General features: G+C 69.6%; 11 protein-coding genes. 3 read left to right on the top strand and 8 right to left on the bottom strand.

Annotated features, from left to right (window positions below; all coding sequences use genetic code 11):
• Positions 1–152: 152 nt before the first annotated feature.
• The 4 genes from ACFV6V_RS02690 to ACFV6V_RS02675 all read right to left on the bottom strand — a co-directional run bounded on the left by ACFV6V_RS02690 (position 153) and on the right by ACFV6V_RS02675 (position 4,718).
• Complete coding sequence (locus ACFV6V_RS02690; protein WP_385558353.1) at positions 153–1,934, bottom strand: DUF4153 domain-containing protein; 1,782 nt, start codon at positions 1,932–1,934, stop codon at positions 153–155.
• Between the two features lie 361 nt (positions 1,935–2,295).
• Positions 2,296–3,354, bottom strand: coding sequence for an ADP-ribosylglycohydrolase family protein (locus tag ACFV6V_RS02685; RefSeq protein ID WP_385558041.1), 1,059 nt, complete (start codon positions 3,352–3,354; stop codon positions 2,296–2,298).
• Complete coding sequence (locus ACFV6V_RS02680) at positions 3,344–4,027, bottom strand: histidine phosphatase family protein (RefSeq protein ID WP_385558038.1); 684 nt, start codon at positions 4,025–4,027, stop codon at positions 3,344–3,346. The genes ACFV6V_RS02685 and ACFV6V_RS02680 overlap by 11 nt, the downstream gene beginning before the upstream one ends.
• Positions 4,028–4,112: 85 nt before the next feature.
• Positions 4,113–4,718, bottom strand: coding sequence for a YdbC family protein (locus ACFV6V_RS02675; protein WP_385558036.1), 606 nt, complete (start codon positions 4,716–4,718; stop codon positions 4,113–4,115).
• Between the two features lie 137 nt (positions 4,719–4,855).
• Here ACFV6V_RS02675 and ACFV6V_RS02670 point away from each other — a divergent pair, with 137 nt between their 5' ends.
• Positions 4,856–5,386, top strand: coding sequence for a TerD family protein (locus tag ACFV6V_RS02670; RefSeq protein WP_385558034.1), 531 nt, complete (start codon positions 4,856–4,858; stop codon positions 5,384–5,386).
• A 39-nt stretch (positions 5,387–5,425) separates the two neighbouring features.
• Entirely contained in the window at positions 5,426–6,589 is a 1,164-nt protein-coding gene (locus tag ACFV6V_RS02665) for a winged helix DNA-binding domain-containing protein (protein WP_385558031.1), read from the top strand.
• Between the two features lie 49 nt (positions 6,590–6,638).
• Here the strand turns inward: ACFV6V_RS02665 and ACFV6V_RS02660 are convergent, their stop codons facing one another.
• The 3 genes from ACFV6V_RS02660 to nrdR form a co-directional block, all read right to left on the bottom strand.
• On the bottom strand, positions 6,639–7,406 hold the full coding sequence (locus ACFV6V_RS02660; RefSeq protein ID WP_385558028.1) for a GNAT family N-acetyltransferase: 768 nt from the start codon (positions 7,404–7,406) through the stop codon (positions 6,639–6,641).
• Between the two features lie 163 nt (positions 7,407–7,569).
• Positions 7,570–10,464 (bottom strand): vitamin B12-dependent ribonucleotide reductase, encoded by a 2,895-nt coding sequence (locus ACFV6V_RS02655; RefSeq protein WP_385558025.1) that lies wholly within the window; start codon positions 10,462–10,464, stop codon positions 7,570–7,572.
• A 158-nt stretch (positions 10,465–10,622) separates the two neighbouring features.
• Positions 10,623–11,153 (bottom strand): transcriptional regulator NrdR, encoded by a 531-nt coding sequence (nrdR, locus tag ACFV6V_RS02650; RefSeq protein WP_385558022.1) that lies wholly within the window; start codon positions 11,151–11,153, stop codon positions 10,623–10,625.
• A gap of 452 nt (positions 11,154–11,605) precedes the next feature.
• Here nrdR and lexA point away from each other — a divergent pair, with 452 nt between their 5' ends.
• Positions 11,606–12,400, top strand: a complete 795-nt coding sequence (gene lexA, locus ACFV6V_RS02645; protein ID WP_385558019.1) for a transcriptional repressor LexA — start codon at positions 11,606–11,608, stop codon at positions 12,398–12,400.
• Between the two features lie 99 nt (positions 12,401–12,499).
• Here the strand turns inward: lexA and ACFV6V_RS02640 are convergent, their stop codons facing one another.
• Entirely contained in the window at positions 12,500–14,473 is a 1,974-nt protein-coding gene (locus ACFV6V_RS02640; protein ID WP_385558016.1) for an ATP-dependent DNA helicase, read from the bottom strand.
• Between the last annotated feature and the right edge of the window lie 53 nt (positions 14,474–14,526).

Here is a 14,526-nt window from a genome sequence, read left to right as displayed (position 1 = left end):
GGGGTTCGGCCACCCAACGCGCCCCCGGGGGGCCCTCGGGGGCGCCGGGGGGGGGGGGGGCCCCGGCGCCTCGGGGCCCGGCACCCGGGGGGGGGGGGGGCCCGCGGTGGGGGGGCGCCCCCCACACCCTGGTGCTGCCCAGGGCCGCGGAATCAGTCCGTACCGGTGCCGGGGTCGTACTCGTCGCCGTACAAGTCGCGCTCGTCCTCGGAGGACCAGCGGCCGTCGCCGGGACAGCTGGAGGTCCTGGCCTCGACAGGCCGTTCCCTGAGGATCGACCTGGCCCGGGCCTGGCTCCAGCTCGTCGCATACCAGGGTTCGTCCCCGTGCTCGAGGTCGCGGGCGATCTCGGCGAGCGCACAGGAGCGGACGGGCTCGGGCAGCCGGTCGAGGGCCGGCACGGCGTCCGCGGACAGACCCGTGAGATAGTCGACGTCGATCTTGCCGGTCTCCTCGTGACGCTGCACACTCCGCTCGGCGATCAGGGCGTCCGGTGACGCGAGCCCGAACGCGAGGACCGCGGCCATGGCGCTGCCCACCACCGCCCTCGGCAGCCAGCGGCCGCCGAGGAGCCCCGCGCCGATGATCAGAACGATCACCAGGCCGAGCCACAGCTCCATCGCGGCCACGGAGACCCTCAGCCGGGTCAGCCCGTAGGCGTCGACGTAGAGATCCATCCTGCGCAGCGCGGACGCCACCACGATCAGGGTCAGCAGACACAGCGTGCCCAGCACCCCGCGGACCAGGGCGGGGTCGCGCGGCCCGCCCTTCGGTGCCCAGCGCAGGGCGAGACCGATGACGAGGAGGGTGAGCAGGGTGGCCCAGAGCAGTTGCCAGAAACCCTGGCGCGCGTACTCGGCGTAGGTGAGTCCCGTCTCCCGCAGCACCTTGTCGTAGCCACCGAAGAGGACGGCGAGCTGGACCGCGATGAAGGCCGCGAAGAGCAGGTTGAGCACCGCGAGCGGCAGCACCCACTCGAATCTGCCCCGGGGCTTACCGGCCCGCACGGTGGTCCGGTCCCAGCGGAGCGGTGCGGCCGCCGTACGCGCCATCGCAAGCGCGGTGAGAAGCCCCACGAGGAAGAGGAAGAACCGCCAGGGGCCGTCGACGAGTGAGACATCGGGGATCAGCTTTCCGAGCAGGTCCGCGAAGGCCGCGTCCGCACCGGCGAACAGCGCACCGAACACGACGAGAAGCACCAACGCCACAGCGATGGTGCGGACCACAGGTCCGAGACGGCCACGCGACCCGTCCGCACGTTCGCGCACTCCCCGCCAACCCCAGGACACACCGGTGGCCAGGGAGTCGAGCAGACCGACCGGGGCGAGGAGCACACCCGGCCAGCTCCGGCCACCGTGCAGGGCGAGGGCACCGGCCACGATGGCCGATGCGACCGCGAGGAAGGACGGCCACCCTGCGTCCGACAGGGCGGGAATGCCCACCAGGCCCAGGGCTCCGAGGGCCCACATCGCGGTCCAGGGGCGCAGCCGACGGCCGGCGGCGTGTGCGGCGAAGTACGCGGCGAGCGCGGCCGGCACGGCCACGATCAGCAGATTCACCCCCAGGCCGTCCCCCAGCAGCAGTGCGCTCAGCACTGCGGTGGCGAGTACGCCCCACAGGGTGGCCACACGTATGGGAGCGGGCGAGTCGGGACGCATACGGGCGAGCAGTGGCTCGGGGCGCCGCACAGGAGGCGGCCAGGGCTGCCCAGCGGGAGGCCGCCAGGCGGCCACCGGGGCATGCCATGGACCGGCCGCCCGGGCCCGAGGGCCGTACGGGCTCGCCGGACCCACCGCCCTCCCGCCGGTGTGCGCCTGACCTGCCGGATGGGCTGGACCTGCCTGGCCCGATGGGCTCGCCGATCCTCCAGTCATGGTGGACGGATCCGGGGCGCGCCCGGTCGATGACGACGTACGCGCCGGATCCGCCGACAACTGCGGCGGGATTTCAGGGCCTCGCGGCTCGGCGGCCGACGGCTGCGGTGAGCTGTCCGCGGCACCCGGCTCGGCGGCCGTACCGTCCCGGCGCGGAGTCGCGTCGTCGTCGTGGCCATCGGGTGGCTGCTCGGCGCCAGATGGCTTGGCCGGTATGTCGGACACGGGACCCCTCTCCCGACCGAGGCCCTCGTGCCTTGCCTGGCGGTGCGACGGTCCCGGCACTGTTTCGACACCCGGCCGTCATGATCAACCGTGGCGTGGCGAAAGGGTAGCCCTCCGCGAAGCCATGGCGTCAGTCACGGTCACGCTGTGGCAAGACCGTGACACGTACCCGCGCCCGCCGATCTCCCGGGAGCCGTCAGCCGGTACCCGTCGGCACCCAGGGCGGCAGGGTCTCGGTGCGGTCCAGCCAGTGCGCGGGCGGAGCTCCGGTCATGGCCGAGGCGACGACACCTCCGGCGATCGCGCAGGTCGTGTCCACATCCCCGCCCACCTGGGCGGTGGTCCAGAAGGCCTGCTCGAAGTCCCCGAGCGCACGGGCCGCCGACCACAGTGCGAACGGCACCGTGTCATGCGCGCTGGTACGTCGTCCGCTGCCGAGCACGGCGGCGACCGTCGCCGCGTCGCCGTAGTCGAGCATGTCGCGCGCACGGCGCAGGCCGGCTCCGACCGCGCTGCGCGGCACGAGCGCCACCACGCCGTCGAGCAGTTCTTCGGGCGTGGGCGGGCCGGAGGGGGAGGCGACCAGCGCGGCAGCCGCCGCGACGGCCATGCTGCCCACGACGGCTTCACGGTGCTGGTGCGTCGTGTACGACGAGATCTCCGCCTGGTGCGTGGCCTGCTCCGGATCGTCGGCGTACCACGCACCGAGCGGTGCGATCCGCATCGCCGCGCCATTGCCCCAGGATCCCTGGCCGTTGAACAGGGCCGAGGCGAGTTCACGCCAGTCACCGCCCTCCCGGATCAGCCGGAGCATCCGGTTGACCGCGGGTCCGTACCCGCGGTCGAAGTCATGGCGTTCGGCGAATGACCGCGCCAGCGCGTCCTGGTCGATCCGCTGGTGCGAGACCAGCACCGCTAGCACGGAGCAGGCCATCTCGGTGTCATCGGTCCACTGCCACTGACCGTCCGGCAGCTCGCGCCGCTTCAGCAGCGGATAGTTCGCGGGAACGAAGAACTGGGAGCCCAGTGCGTCTCCCACGGCCAGCCCGCGGAGACTGGCCAGGGCGCGGGAGAAGCGTGGGTCGCCGGCGTCGGATACGGGGCTGGAGCCGGGGGCTCCGGAATCTCCGGATGTGATGTCACGGGTGATATCGGCGCTACCAGCAGTAACGGCGGCCGCGCCGGTCTGGGCAGCACCGGAGTCGGGGGACTCAACGGAATCGAGGGAATGGTCCGAGGGAAAGTCAGCGGTCATCGCATGGCCACTCTATCGGGTGGTCCCCATACGACTCGGGAATACACCAGCGTTCAAACGGCCTGTCCAGCGTGTACCGCCCGTCGTCACCGAGCATCAGCATCCGCGTCTCGCCGTTGTCCGGGTTCGACAGCGACTCGAATTCGGCGACCGTCCAGTGGAACCACCGCATGCAGAACAACCGCATGGTGAGCCCATGGGTGATGATCAGCACGTTCGGCGGATGATCCGGGGCCTCGAAGCTCCGGTAAAGACTCTCCAGGAACGCCCCGACCCGGTCGTACACATCCGCACCCGACTCCCCCTGCGGCAGACGGTAGAAGAAGTGCCCATAAGCGTCACGATGGGCTTTCTGCAGCCGCACATCGTTGCGGTCCTGCCAGTTTCCCCAGTCCTGCTCGCGCAGTCTGGGCTCTTCCCGGACCCGTACGAGCCTCGGATCGAGGTGGAACGCCTTGTAGGTCTGATGCGTCCTGCGGTACGGCGAGACATAGACACTGAGGCGTTCATGGCCGAAGAGCTCGCGCAGCTGCGCCCCCGTGGCCTCAGCCTGGCGCCATCCACGCTCAGTGAGCCGCAGGGCGTGGTCGGGCTCGCGCTCGTACACCGAGTCGTCGGCGTTCCCCACCGACTCTCCGTGCCGGACCAGAACGATGCGCCGCGGTCGTGCCATACGACAAACACTAGATCGACGGGTACCGCGCTGCCGCCGTACCCGCCTTCACCGCCGTGTCCGTCATGCCGGGCGGCCTCGCCGCTCAGACCGTCCAGGGCGCCTCGAGCTCCACGACATCGCCCGCGAGCGCCGCGATGTCCGCCTCCGTCTGCGCGCGCAGGGAGAGCCGCTCCACCCGCTCCACCCGGTACTTGCCATGCTCGGCCGCCGACTGCCACATGGACAGCACCAGGAACTCGTTCCCCGGCGCCTCGCCGAACAGGCCGCGCACCATCCCCGGCGACCCGGCCATCGCCGGGTTCCACACCTTCTCCTGCATCAGCGAGAAGTGCTCGACCCGGTGCTCGTGCACCCGGCAGTGGGCGACGCGCACCACATCGGCGTCCGTGAAGCGCGGCTCGAAGCCTGTCTTCACATCGAAGCGGTAGTCGAAGATCTTGACCTGGCTGTCCTTGAACGTCCCGGACTGTGCCGCCGCCAGCCGGTCGTGCGAGCGCGCCATGAACGAGTCGTAGAACGCTCGCGTCTCCCAGAACGCGAAGACATGGGCGACATCCGGCCGCCTACGGCTCCACCCTCCGCCCTGCCCCCGGAATCCCGGCTCACCCAGCAGCCCCGCCCACTTTCGCTGCCCCCGCTCGAACCCCCGACGGTCCACCACGGTGCAGCGAGTCCACTTGACCAGCACCGCGCCATCGTACGGCGCGCGGCGTGGCGCTGGTCGCTCTACGGCGAGACCTCCTTCCAGCGAGCGTGACAACATGGGTTCGTGCAACGGGCGTTGACGCGTGCGGCGACGAATCCGGGAAGTGGAAGGGAAGCGGAATGAGCAGCCTCAGCAAAGGCCTCGGCAAGGTTCAGGTGACGCTCAAGTGGGATCCCAGTCCCCTCGGCGCTCAGGCGACCGATCTGGACATCGTCGCGGCGACCTACCGGGCGGACGCCCCGCACGGCGCTCCCGCGTATCTGGTGCACTTCGGCAGCCGGTCCCCCGACGGCACGATCACCCTCAACCGGGACAGCAAGACGGGGCAGGGCTTCGGTCCGGACGAGGTCATGACCCTGGAGCTCGATCGCCTCTCCGACGAGTACACCCGGGTCGTGGTCGGTGTCGTCATCCAGCAGCACGGCGGCGAGAAGGTGTTCGGTGACATCCCGAACACCGGAATCCGGATCCTCGACGGCCATGCCGAACTCGCCGCCGACGACCTGTCCGGTATCCCCGACGCCACAGCGGCGGCGATCGCGGAGTTCACCCGTGATGGCAGCGGCTCGTGGCAGCTGCGTACCGAGGTCCGGGGCTATGTCGCCGACCCGGCCGAGTTCTCGGAACTGATGGGTGCCGCGCACGCGTGAGCGCCCGGCGTCGTCCGTCGTGGGGCAGAATCCCGCAATGTGATGATCAGCGCGCGAGCACTCAACCGGTCCACCCTGAGCCGTCAACTGCTGTTGGAGCGTGCGCCGCTGACCGTCCCCGACGGGGTACGGCGAGTGGTCGCGCTCCAGGCGCAGCACCCGGCTTCGCCGTACCTGGCGCTGTGGAACCGGCTCAGCGCGTTCGACCCGGCCGCCATGGATGCCGTCCTCACCACGCGCTCAGTGGTCAAGTCCACCCTGATGCGGATCACCCTGCACGCGGTGCACGCCGACGACTACCCGGCCTTCCGCGCGGCGATGCGGCCGACGCTGTTCGCGTCCCGGCTCGGCTCTCGTTTCACGGCCGGGGGCCTGACACCCGGGGATGCCGACGAACTGATGCCGGAGCTGCTGGCCTTCGCACGCCAGGCGCGCACCACGGTTGAGCTGAGGGCATGGCTCGGGGAGCGGTCCGGCGCCGACAGGGTCTCGGACGCCGGGCAGGCCGCTGACAGCACGTGGTGGGGGCTGAAGGGGTACGCGCCGCTGCACCACGCTCCCACGGGTGGACCGTGGTCATTCGGCCCGCGGCCGTCCTTCATCGCTCCCGGGACCGAACCGGGCGAGCTTCTCCGCACGGATCCGGAGGCGGCACGGCAGGCCCTGTCGACCTTGATCGTGCGGTACCTGTCGGGGTTCGGCCCCGCGTCGGTGGCCGACATCGCGCAGTTCGCCCTGGTGAAACGGACGGCCGCCCGGGAGGCACTGCGCACCCTGGACGGTGCCGTGGAGCAGCTCCGGGGACCGGACGACACCGTCCTGTTCGACCTGCCCGGAGCCCCCCGGCCGCCCGCCGAGACCCCCGCCCCGGCCCGGCTCATGGCGATGTGGGACAGCGTGCTGCTGGCGTACGCCGACCGCAGCCGGGTGATTCCCCCGGCCTACCGCCCCCTGGTGATCCGGCGCAATGGCGACGTACTGCCCACGCTGCTGGTGGACGGATACGTCGCCGGTGTGTGGCGTCAGGTGGACGACGGCATCGAGGCCACGGCCTTCCACCCCCTTCCGGCCGCCACCTGGGACCAACTCGCCGCGGAGGCCCGGTCCCTGACCTCACTCCTCGCAGGCCGCGATCCGGCGGTCTACGGGCGCTACAACCACTGGTGGGCCAAGCTGCCCGAGGCGGAGACACGACTGCTGTGATCCGGCCCGTGGAGCCGGGTTGTCCCCGCTCGGCCAGGTCGTCCCGTGCTCATGGCACGCGTTCGAAGAAGTGCGTGCGGCCGATGGCGGAGAAGCCGCGGCGCTCGTACCAGTGCTGCGGCCAGTCCGCCGCGTCGGCGATCAGGAACCGTGTACCGCAGTCCTCTTCGGCGGCCAACCGCAGGGCGGTGGAGAGCACTGCGTCGGCGTGACCGCGTCCGAGGTGGGCTTCCGAGGTGATCAGGTCCTCGATCTGGGCCGTGCCGGTTGACCGGTCCATGTAGAGGTCAGCCCAGGAGGCGACCTCGCCCTGTTCCGTACGGGCACCGATGAAGTGGACGGCGTCCGCTCCGCGCCGCCGGGCCTCGCGCCGCTCGACGAGCTGGCGGATGACCTCGTCGTCGGCATCGGGAAGGAAGCCGCGCCAGCGCTGGGTGAGTGGGGTACGTATCGCGTCGAGGTCCACCCGCTCCGCGGTCCGTATGCCGGTCGGTACCGGTCCTGTGTGAAGCATGACCAGACAGGTGGACCAGGTGTATCCGGCCCGGATCAGGGGCTCCGCGCACGCAGCCCCGGTTTCGTCGTCGAGAACGGAGATCACCTGGTACGGCAGGTGCCCCAGCGCTTCCTCCGCGATCGTGGGCAGAGCCTCGGGATCCACGGTCGCGTCGATGACGACCTGGTTGTCGGCATGGGAATGGGCGAAGGCGTCGTCGGACACGGCGAATCCACCGGGCAGTTCAACGACTTGCGCGGCCCGGCGGCGGGCGAATGCGGAGAGGAACGCGTTGATCCGCTGAAGTTCTGGGCTTGGCACGGGACGAGACTAGGCAGCCGTGGACCTGGCCGCCTTCGAATTGTTCGCGCGGAACCCCATCCGCCGCACCTGGGAGGGTGCCGGCCATCGGCCGGCACCCTCCCAGGTGCGATTCAGCGTCGTCAGCGGCGGATGTTCACTGCGGCGTCAGACGCGCTCGAGCTCAGCTGCATCCGCTGGTCGAGCCGCATCCCTCGCAGATGTAGCAGGAACCGGCCCGCTGCATCTTGGTACCGCAGGAGAAGCACAGGGGTGCGTCCGCGCTGATGCCGAGCTGCATCTCGACGAGCTCCGCCGAGGTGTGCGCCTGCTTGGGAGCCGGGACCTCGGCCTTCGGGGTGGCCACGGCCTTCAGGGGCTCCTGCTGACGCGGGGCCGACTGAGCCAGGCCCTCGACGTCGACCTCGTCGTCGGCGGGCTCGTACGAACCGGTCTCCAGGTGACGCTGACGCTCCTCGGCGGAGTGGATGCCGAGGGCCGAGCGGGTCTCGAACGGCAGGAAGTCCAGCGCCAGGCGGCGGAAGATGTAGTCGACGATCGACTGCGCCATCCGCACGTCCGGGTCGTCCGTCATACCGGCCGGCTCGAAGCGCATGTTGGTGAACTTCGAGACGTACGTCTCCAGCGGCACGCCGTACTGGAGGCCGACCGAGACGGCGATCGAGAAGGCGTCCATCATGCCGGCGAGAGTCGAGCCCTGCTTCGACATCTTCAGGAAGACCTCGCCGAGACCGTCGTCCGGGTAGGAGTTGGCGGTCATGTAGCCCTCGGCGCCACCCACGGTGAAGGAGGTGGTGATGCCGGGACGGCCCTTGGGAAGGCGCTTGCGGACCGGGCGGTACTCGACGACCTTCTCGACCGCCGTGCGGATGGTCTCCTCGGCCTTCTCGGTGATCTCCTTCTTCTCCACCTCCTTCTTCTTCGCGGAGAGAGGCTGACCGACCTTGCAGTTGTCGCGGTAGATGGCGAGCGCCTTGACGCCCAGCTTCCACGCCTCGAAGTAGATCTCCTCGACCTCCTCGACGGTCGCCGACTCCGGCATGTTGACCGTCTTGGAGAGCGCGCCGGAGATCCACGGCTGGATCGCGGCCATCATGCGGACGTGGCCCATCGCGGAGATGGAGCGCTCACCCATGGCGCAGTCGAAGACCTCGTAGTGCTCGGTCTTCAGACCGGGGGCGTCGATCACGTTTCCGTGCTCGGCGATATGGGCGACGATCGCCTCGATCTGCTCCGGCTGGTAGCCGAGGCGGTGCAGCGCCTGCGGCACGGTGCCGTTGACGATCTGCATGGAGCCGCCGCCGACCAGCTTCTTGAACTTGACCAGCGCCAGGTCCGGCTCGAGACCGGTGGTGTCGCAGGACATCGCCAGGCCGATGGTGCCGGTCGGGGCGATCACGGAGGCCTGGGAGTTGCGGAAGCCGTTCTTCGCGCCCAGGCGGATCACGTCCTGCCAGGCCTCGGTGGCCGCCGCCCAGATCGGGGTGTCCAGGTCGTCCATGCGGACGGCGACGGTGTTGGCGTCGGCGTGCTGCTTCATGACCCGCTGGTGCGGCTCGGCATTGCGGGCGTAGCCGTCGTACGCGCCGACGACCGCGGCGAGCTCGGCGGAGCGGCGGTAGGAGGCGCCGGTCATCAGCGAGGTGATCGCACCGGCCAGGGCGCGGCCGCCGTCGGAGTCGTAGGCGTGGCCGGTGGCCATCAGCAGCGCGCCGAGGTTGGCGTAGCCGATGCCGAGCTGGCGGAAGGCCCGGGTGTTCTCACCGATCTTCTGGGTGGGGAAGTCGGCGAAGCAGATGGAGATGTCCATCGCGGTGATGACGAGCTCGACGATCTTGGTGAAGCGCTCGACGTCGAAGGACTGGTTGCCCTTGCCGTCGTCCTTGAGGAACTTCATCAGGTTCAGCGAGGCCAGGTTGCAGGACGTGTTGTCCAGGTGCATGTACTCGCTGCACGGGTTCGAGCCGTTGATCCGGCCGGACTCGGGGCAGGTGTGCCAGTGGTTGATGGTGTCGTCGTACTGGATGCCCGGGTCGGCGCAGGCCCAGGCGGCCTCGGCCATCTTGCGGAAGAGGTCCTTGGCGTCGACCTCCTCGATGACCTCGCCGGTCATACGGGCGCGCAGACCGAACTTCCCGCCGGACTCGACGGCCTTCATGAACTCGTCGTTCACTCGGACCGAGTTGTTGGCGTTCTGGTACTGGACCGAGGTGATGTCATCACCGCCGAGGTCCATGTCGAAGCCCGCGTCGCGCAGTGCGCGGATCTTCTCCTCTTCCTTCACCTTGGTCTCGATGAAGTCCTCGATGTCGGGGTGGTCGACGTCCAGGATGACCATCTTGGCGGCACGGCGGGTGGCGCCGCCCGACTTGATCGTGCCCGCGGAGGCGTCGGCGCCGCGCATGAAGGAGACCGGCCCGGAGGCGTTGCCGCCGGAGGACAGCAGTTCCTTGGAGGAACGGATACGGGAGAGGTTCAGACCGGCGCCCGAACCGCCCTTGAAGATCATGCCCTCCTCCTTGTACCAGTCGAGGATCGACTCCATGGAGTCGTCGACGGAAAGGATGAAGCAGGCGGAGACCTGCTGGGGCTGGGGCGTGCCGACGTTGAACCACACCGGCGAGTTGAAGCTGAAGATCTGATGCAGGAGGGCGTAGGCGAGCTCGTGCTCGAAGATCTCCGCGTCGGCGGGCGAGGTGAAGTAGCTGTGGTCCTCGCCGGCCTTGCGGTAGGTCTTCACGATCCGGTCGATGAGCTGCTTGAGGCTGACCTCGCGCTGCGGGGTGCCCACCGCGCCGCGGAAGTACTTGCTGGTGACGATGTTGACCGCGTTCACCGACCAGAAGTCGGGGAACTCGACGCCGCGCTGCTCGAAGTTGACCGAGCCGTCGCGCCAGTTCGTCATGACGACGTCACGGCGCTCCCACACGACCTCGTCGTACGGATGTACGCCGGGCGTGGTGTGGACACGCTCGATACGCAGACCCTGCCGGGCCGCTGCGGCCTTGCCGCCCTTGGCTCGGGAACCCCGTGCCGGGCCGCTCGTCGTCTCTGTCATGCCGCCTCCCATATACGGGCGAAAACGCCCTGAAGTGCCCAGATCTTCCCGTGGCACAGATTCTGTCTGATGCCTCGGACACCGCACCGCGCACAGCGTCCATGGCAGGTCTTTGCCGCTTCCGCGGCCGATCGCCGGCCCTCCCCGGGCCCCCGCGATCAGTCAGCGGCGGTGGCGGGAACAGGGACCACCGCATCGGGTGCGGGCACACCGGATGCCGTGGACCCGCGCTCCCGCGCGGACGGCCGCTGGCCGCGGAGTTCCGCGATGGCGGCCTCGAAGTCTTCGAGCGAGTCGAACGCTCGGTAAACGGACGCGAAGCGCAGGTACGCGACGAGGTCGAGCTCCTGCAACGGGCCGAGTATGGCCAGACCCACGTCGTGGGTGGTCAGCTCGGCGCTGCCGGTGGCGCGCACCGCTTCCTCGACCCGCTGGCCGAGCTGAGCGAGGGCGTCCTCGGTGACCGGTCGCCCCTGGCACGCTTTGCGCACACCGGAGATGACCTTGGTACGGCTGAAGGGTTCGGTGACCCCGCTGCGCTTGATCACCATCAGCGACGCGGTCTCCACCGTCGTGAACCGACGGGAGCAGTCGGGGCACTGGCGGCGACGCCGGATCGACGTACCGTCATCGGTGGTGCGACTGTCGACGACGCGGCTGTCCGGGTGCCTACAGAAGGGGCAGTGCATGGCTCCCAACACTCCTTCACGGCACGACTGAATAGCCCCGGCAGAAGGCGTTCGCCCCCCTCGAAGCAGCCACAAGCATAGGCGATCTCCCAGCCACTGAAGCACGGGGGACCACAACTTGTGGGTGGCGGCACCAATCCAACCACTAGATCTGGGGTTTGACCGCCTTTCCCTTCGCATCGCGTGTCGCGCGACGGAGGGGGTCGCAGGCCGGCGTCGAGCCTACGGGAGACGCGCGGCTCCCCGGCTTCCGGGGTCACGGGTGACACACTGGAAGCACCTGCGGGTCCACCGGGCGACTCCGCGCCGGATCGCAGGGACTGGCGCCATACACCCGGCCATGCGCACACGTCCGGCCAATTGCCTTTTTTCACTCGAACGTGTGTTTGGCGCAACCTTTCGAAAGCAACTACCGTTGTCCAGCTAGGGAGACCATTTCGAGAGGGGCCGACGTGACCACCACCGCAGACAGTGCCACCATCACCGCCCAGGACCGCTCCCAGAACCGATTCGAGCCGGTGCATGCCATGAACGACGCAGCCACGCCCCCAGAGGGCGACGAGCCCTCGCGACCTACGCGCTCGCTGCCCGGTCGACCCCCAGGGATCCGCGCGGACAGCTCCGGACTCACGGACCGGCAGCGGCGGGTCATCGAGGTCATCCGTGACTCGGTGCAGCGTCGCGGATACCCACCGTCGATGCGGGAGATCGGCCAGGCGGTCGGGCTGTCCAGCACCTCGTCCGTCGCCCACCAGCTGATGGCCCTGGAGCGCAAGGGCTTCCTGCGCCGCGATCCGCACCGCCCCCGGGCCTACGAGGTACGCGGGTCCGACCAGCAGGCCACGCAGCCGACGGACACCACCGGCAAGCCCGCCGCCTCCTACGTGCCGCTCGTCGGCCGGATCGCGGCCGGTGGCCCGATCCTCGCCGAGGAGTCCGTCGAGGATGTGTTCCCTCTGCCCCGACAGCTCGTGGGCGACGGCGAGCTGTTCGTGCTGAAGGTCGTCGGAGACTCGATGATCGAGGCAGCCATCTGTGACGGTGACTGGGTGACGGTGCGCCGTCAGCCGGTCGCGGAGAACGGTGACATCGTCGCCGCCATGCTCGACGGCGAGGCCACGGTCAAGCGCTTCAAGCGCGAGGACGGCCATGTCTGGCTGCTGCCGCACAATGCGGCGTACCAGCCGATCCCTGGTGACGAGGCCACGATCCTCGGCAAGGTGGTGGCGGTGCTTCGGCGGGTGTGACCCCACTCGTCGGCTCTGACCGGCCCCGGGACCCACTGCGCCGGTCCCGGGGCCCAACTGTGTGCACCCGCCCCCGACAGGGGCCGACCTCGCCCGGGCTCAGCGCCCCTCGGACTTCGCCACCGTGTCGATGGCGGCGAGCGAACGACGCACCTGGTTACGGTCCGTGGTGAACCAGAAGTCGGGCAGTGACGCCTTGAGATAGCTCCCGTACCGCGCCGTGGCGAGCCGCTGATCGAGCACGGCGACCACACCCCGGTCCCCCGTGGCCCGTACGAGACGGCCGGCGCCCTGCGCCATCAGCAGCGCCGCATGGGTCGCCGCGACGGCCATGAACCCGTTTCCTCCCGCGTCCTCCACAGCCTTCTGGCGTGCGCTCATCAGCGGGTCGTCCGGGCGCGGGAACGGGATCTTGTCCATCACCACCAACTGGCAGCTCGAACCGGGGACATCGACTCCCTGCCAGAGGGACAGCGTGCCGAACAGACAGGTCTCGGGGTCCGCCGCGAAGTTCTTGATCAGCTCGCCGAGCGTCTCCTCGCCCTGGAGCAGAATCGGGAATTCGGGGATACGGGAACGCAGCTCCTCGGCCGCGAGCTGGGCGGCCCGCATCGAGGAGAACAGGCCGAGCGTGCGGCCACCGGCCGCCTGGATCAGCTCGGTGAGTTCATCGAGCATGTCCTCTCGGCCGCCGTCCCGCACGGGGCGGGACAGATGCTTGGCGACATAGAGGATCCCCTGCTTCGGATAGTCGAACGGCGACCCCACATCGAGGCCCTTCCAGACGGGCAGGTCGTCGCCCTCGACGCCCTCGGGGGAGAGCCCCAGGGAAGCACCGACGCCGTTGAAGTCCCCGCCGAGCTTGAGCGTCGCGGAGGTGAGGACCACGGAGCGGTCGGCGAAGAGCTTCTCGCGGAGCAGCCCGGACACCGTGAGCGGTGCCACGCGCAGGGAGGCACCGAAGCGGTCGTGCCGCTCGTACCAGACCACGTCGTACTCGGAGCCGTTGGTGATGCGCTCGGCCACGTCATGGACGCTCTCGACCGAGGCGAGGGCCTGCTTGCGCACGGCGTCCTCGTCCTGGACCGCCTTGTCCCGGGTGGCCCCGATGGCGGAGATCACCGTGCGAGCGGCGTCACGCAACGCCATCAGCGCATAACCGAGGTCTTCCGGGATCTCTTCGAGCCGGCCGGGCAGGGCCAGCTCCATCAGGCGCTCGAAACCCTCGGCGGCGGTCTGCAACTGGTCGGCCGCCTTCTCGTTGACCAGCTTGGCGGCCCTGCGCACCGCCCGGTTCACCTGCCCGGGGGTGAGCTCACCCGTGGCCACGCCGGTCACCCGGGACACCAGCTCATGGGCCTCGTCGACGATCAGCACCTCGTGGGAGGGGAGCACGGGCGCGCCCTCGATCGCGTCGATGGCCAGCAGCGCGTGATTCGTCACCACGACATCGGCGAGCTTCGCCCGCTCCCTGGCCATCTCGGCGAAGCACTCGGCCCCGTACGCGCACTTGGAAGCGCCGAGGCACTCCCGGGACGACACGGACACCTGGGACCACGCACGGTCGGAGACACCCGGAGTGAGGGCGTCCCGGTCACCCGTCTCCGTCTCGTCCGACCAGTCGCGCAGGCGCAGCAGGTCCTGGCCCAACTTGCTGGTGGGCGTCGCGGCCTCGAACGGGTCGAAGAGGCCTTCCTCCTCTTCCTGCGGCACGCCCTCGTGCAGCCGGTGGAGGCATAGATAGTTCGACCGGCCCTTGAGCATGGCGAACTCCGGGCGGCGGCGCAGCAGCGGATGCAGCGCGTCGACCGTCCTCGGCAGATCACGCTCCACGAGCTGGCGCTGGAGCGCCAGTGTCGCCGTGGCCACCACCACGCGCTCCCCCTGTGCCAGCGCAGGCACCAGATAGCCGAGGGACTTTCCGGTGCCCGTGCCGGCCTGGACGAGCAGATGGGACCCGTCGTCCACAGCCGCGGCCACGGACTCGGCCATGGTGACCTGGCCAGGCCGCTCCACTCCGCCGACGGCGGTGACTGCGGCATGGAGGAGCTCGGAGAGGGAGGGCTTCGTCATAGACCGTCCACCCTACGGTGCGCCACTGACAGCGCGGGCACGCACCGGCACCG

The organism is Streptomyces sp. NPDC059828 (assembly GCF_042731955.1).
Taxonomy (GTDB): Bacteria; Actinomycetota; Actinomycetes; order Streptomycetales; family Streptomycetaceae; genus Streptomyces.
Note: the sequence above shows the minus strand (reverse complement) of the source record. Positions and strands in the feature narration are given on the sequence as shown.

Excerpts from the sequence above, each read along its gene's own strand:
- ACFV6V_RS02640 (WP_385558016.1), bottom strand. The coding sequence starts at position 14,473 with ATGACGAAGCCCTCCCTCTCCGAGCTCCTCCATGCCGCAGTCACCGCC.
- ACFV6V_RS02670 (WP_385558034.1), top strand. The coding sequence starts at position 4,856 with ATGAGCAGCCTCAGCAAAGGCCTCGGCAAGGTTCAGGTGACGCTCAAG.
- ACFV6V_RS02685 (WP_385558041.1), bottom strand. The coding sequence starts at position 3,354 with ATGACCGCTGACTTTCCCTCGGACCATTCCCTCGATTCCGTTGAGTCC.
- ACFV6V_RS02655 (WP_385558025.1), bottom strand. The coding sequence starts at position 10,464 with ATGACAGAGACGACGAGCGGCCCGGCACGGGGTTCCCGAGCCAAGGGC.
- nrdR (WP_385558022.1), bottom strand. The coding sequence starts at position 11,153 with ATGCACTGCCCCTTCTGTAGGCACCCGGACAGCCGCGTCGTCGACAGT.
- ACFV6V_RS02680 (WP_385558038.1), bottom strand. The coding sequence starts at position 4,027 with ATGGCACGACCGCGGCGCATCGTTCTGGTCCGGCACGGAGAGTCGGTG.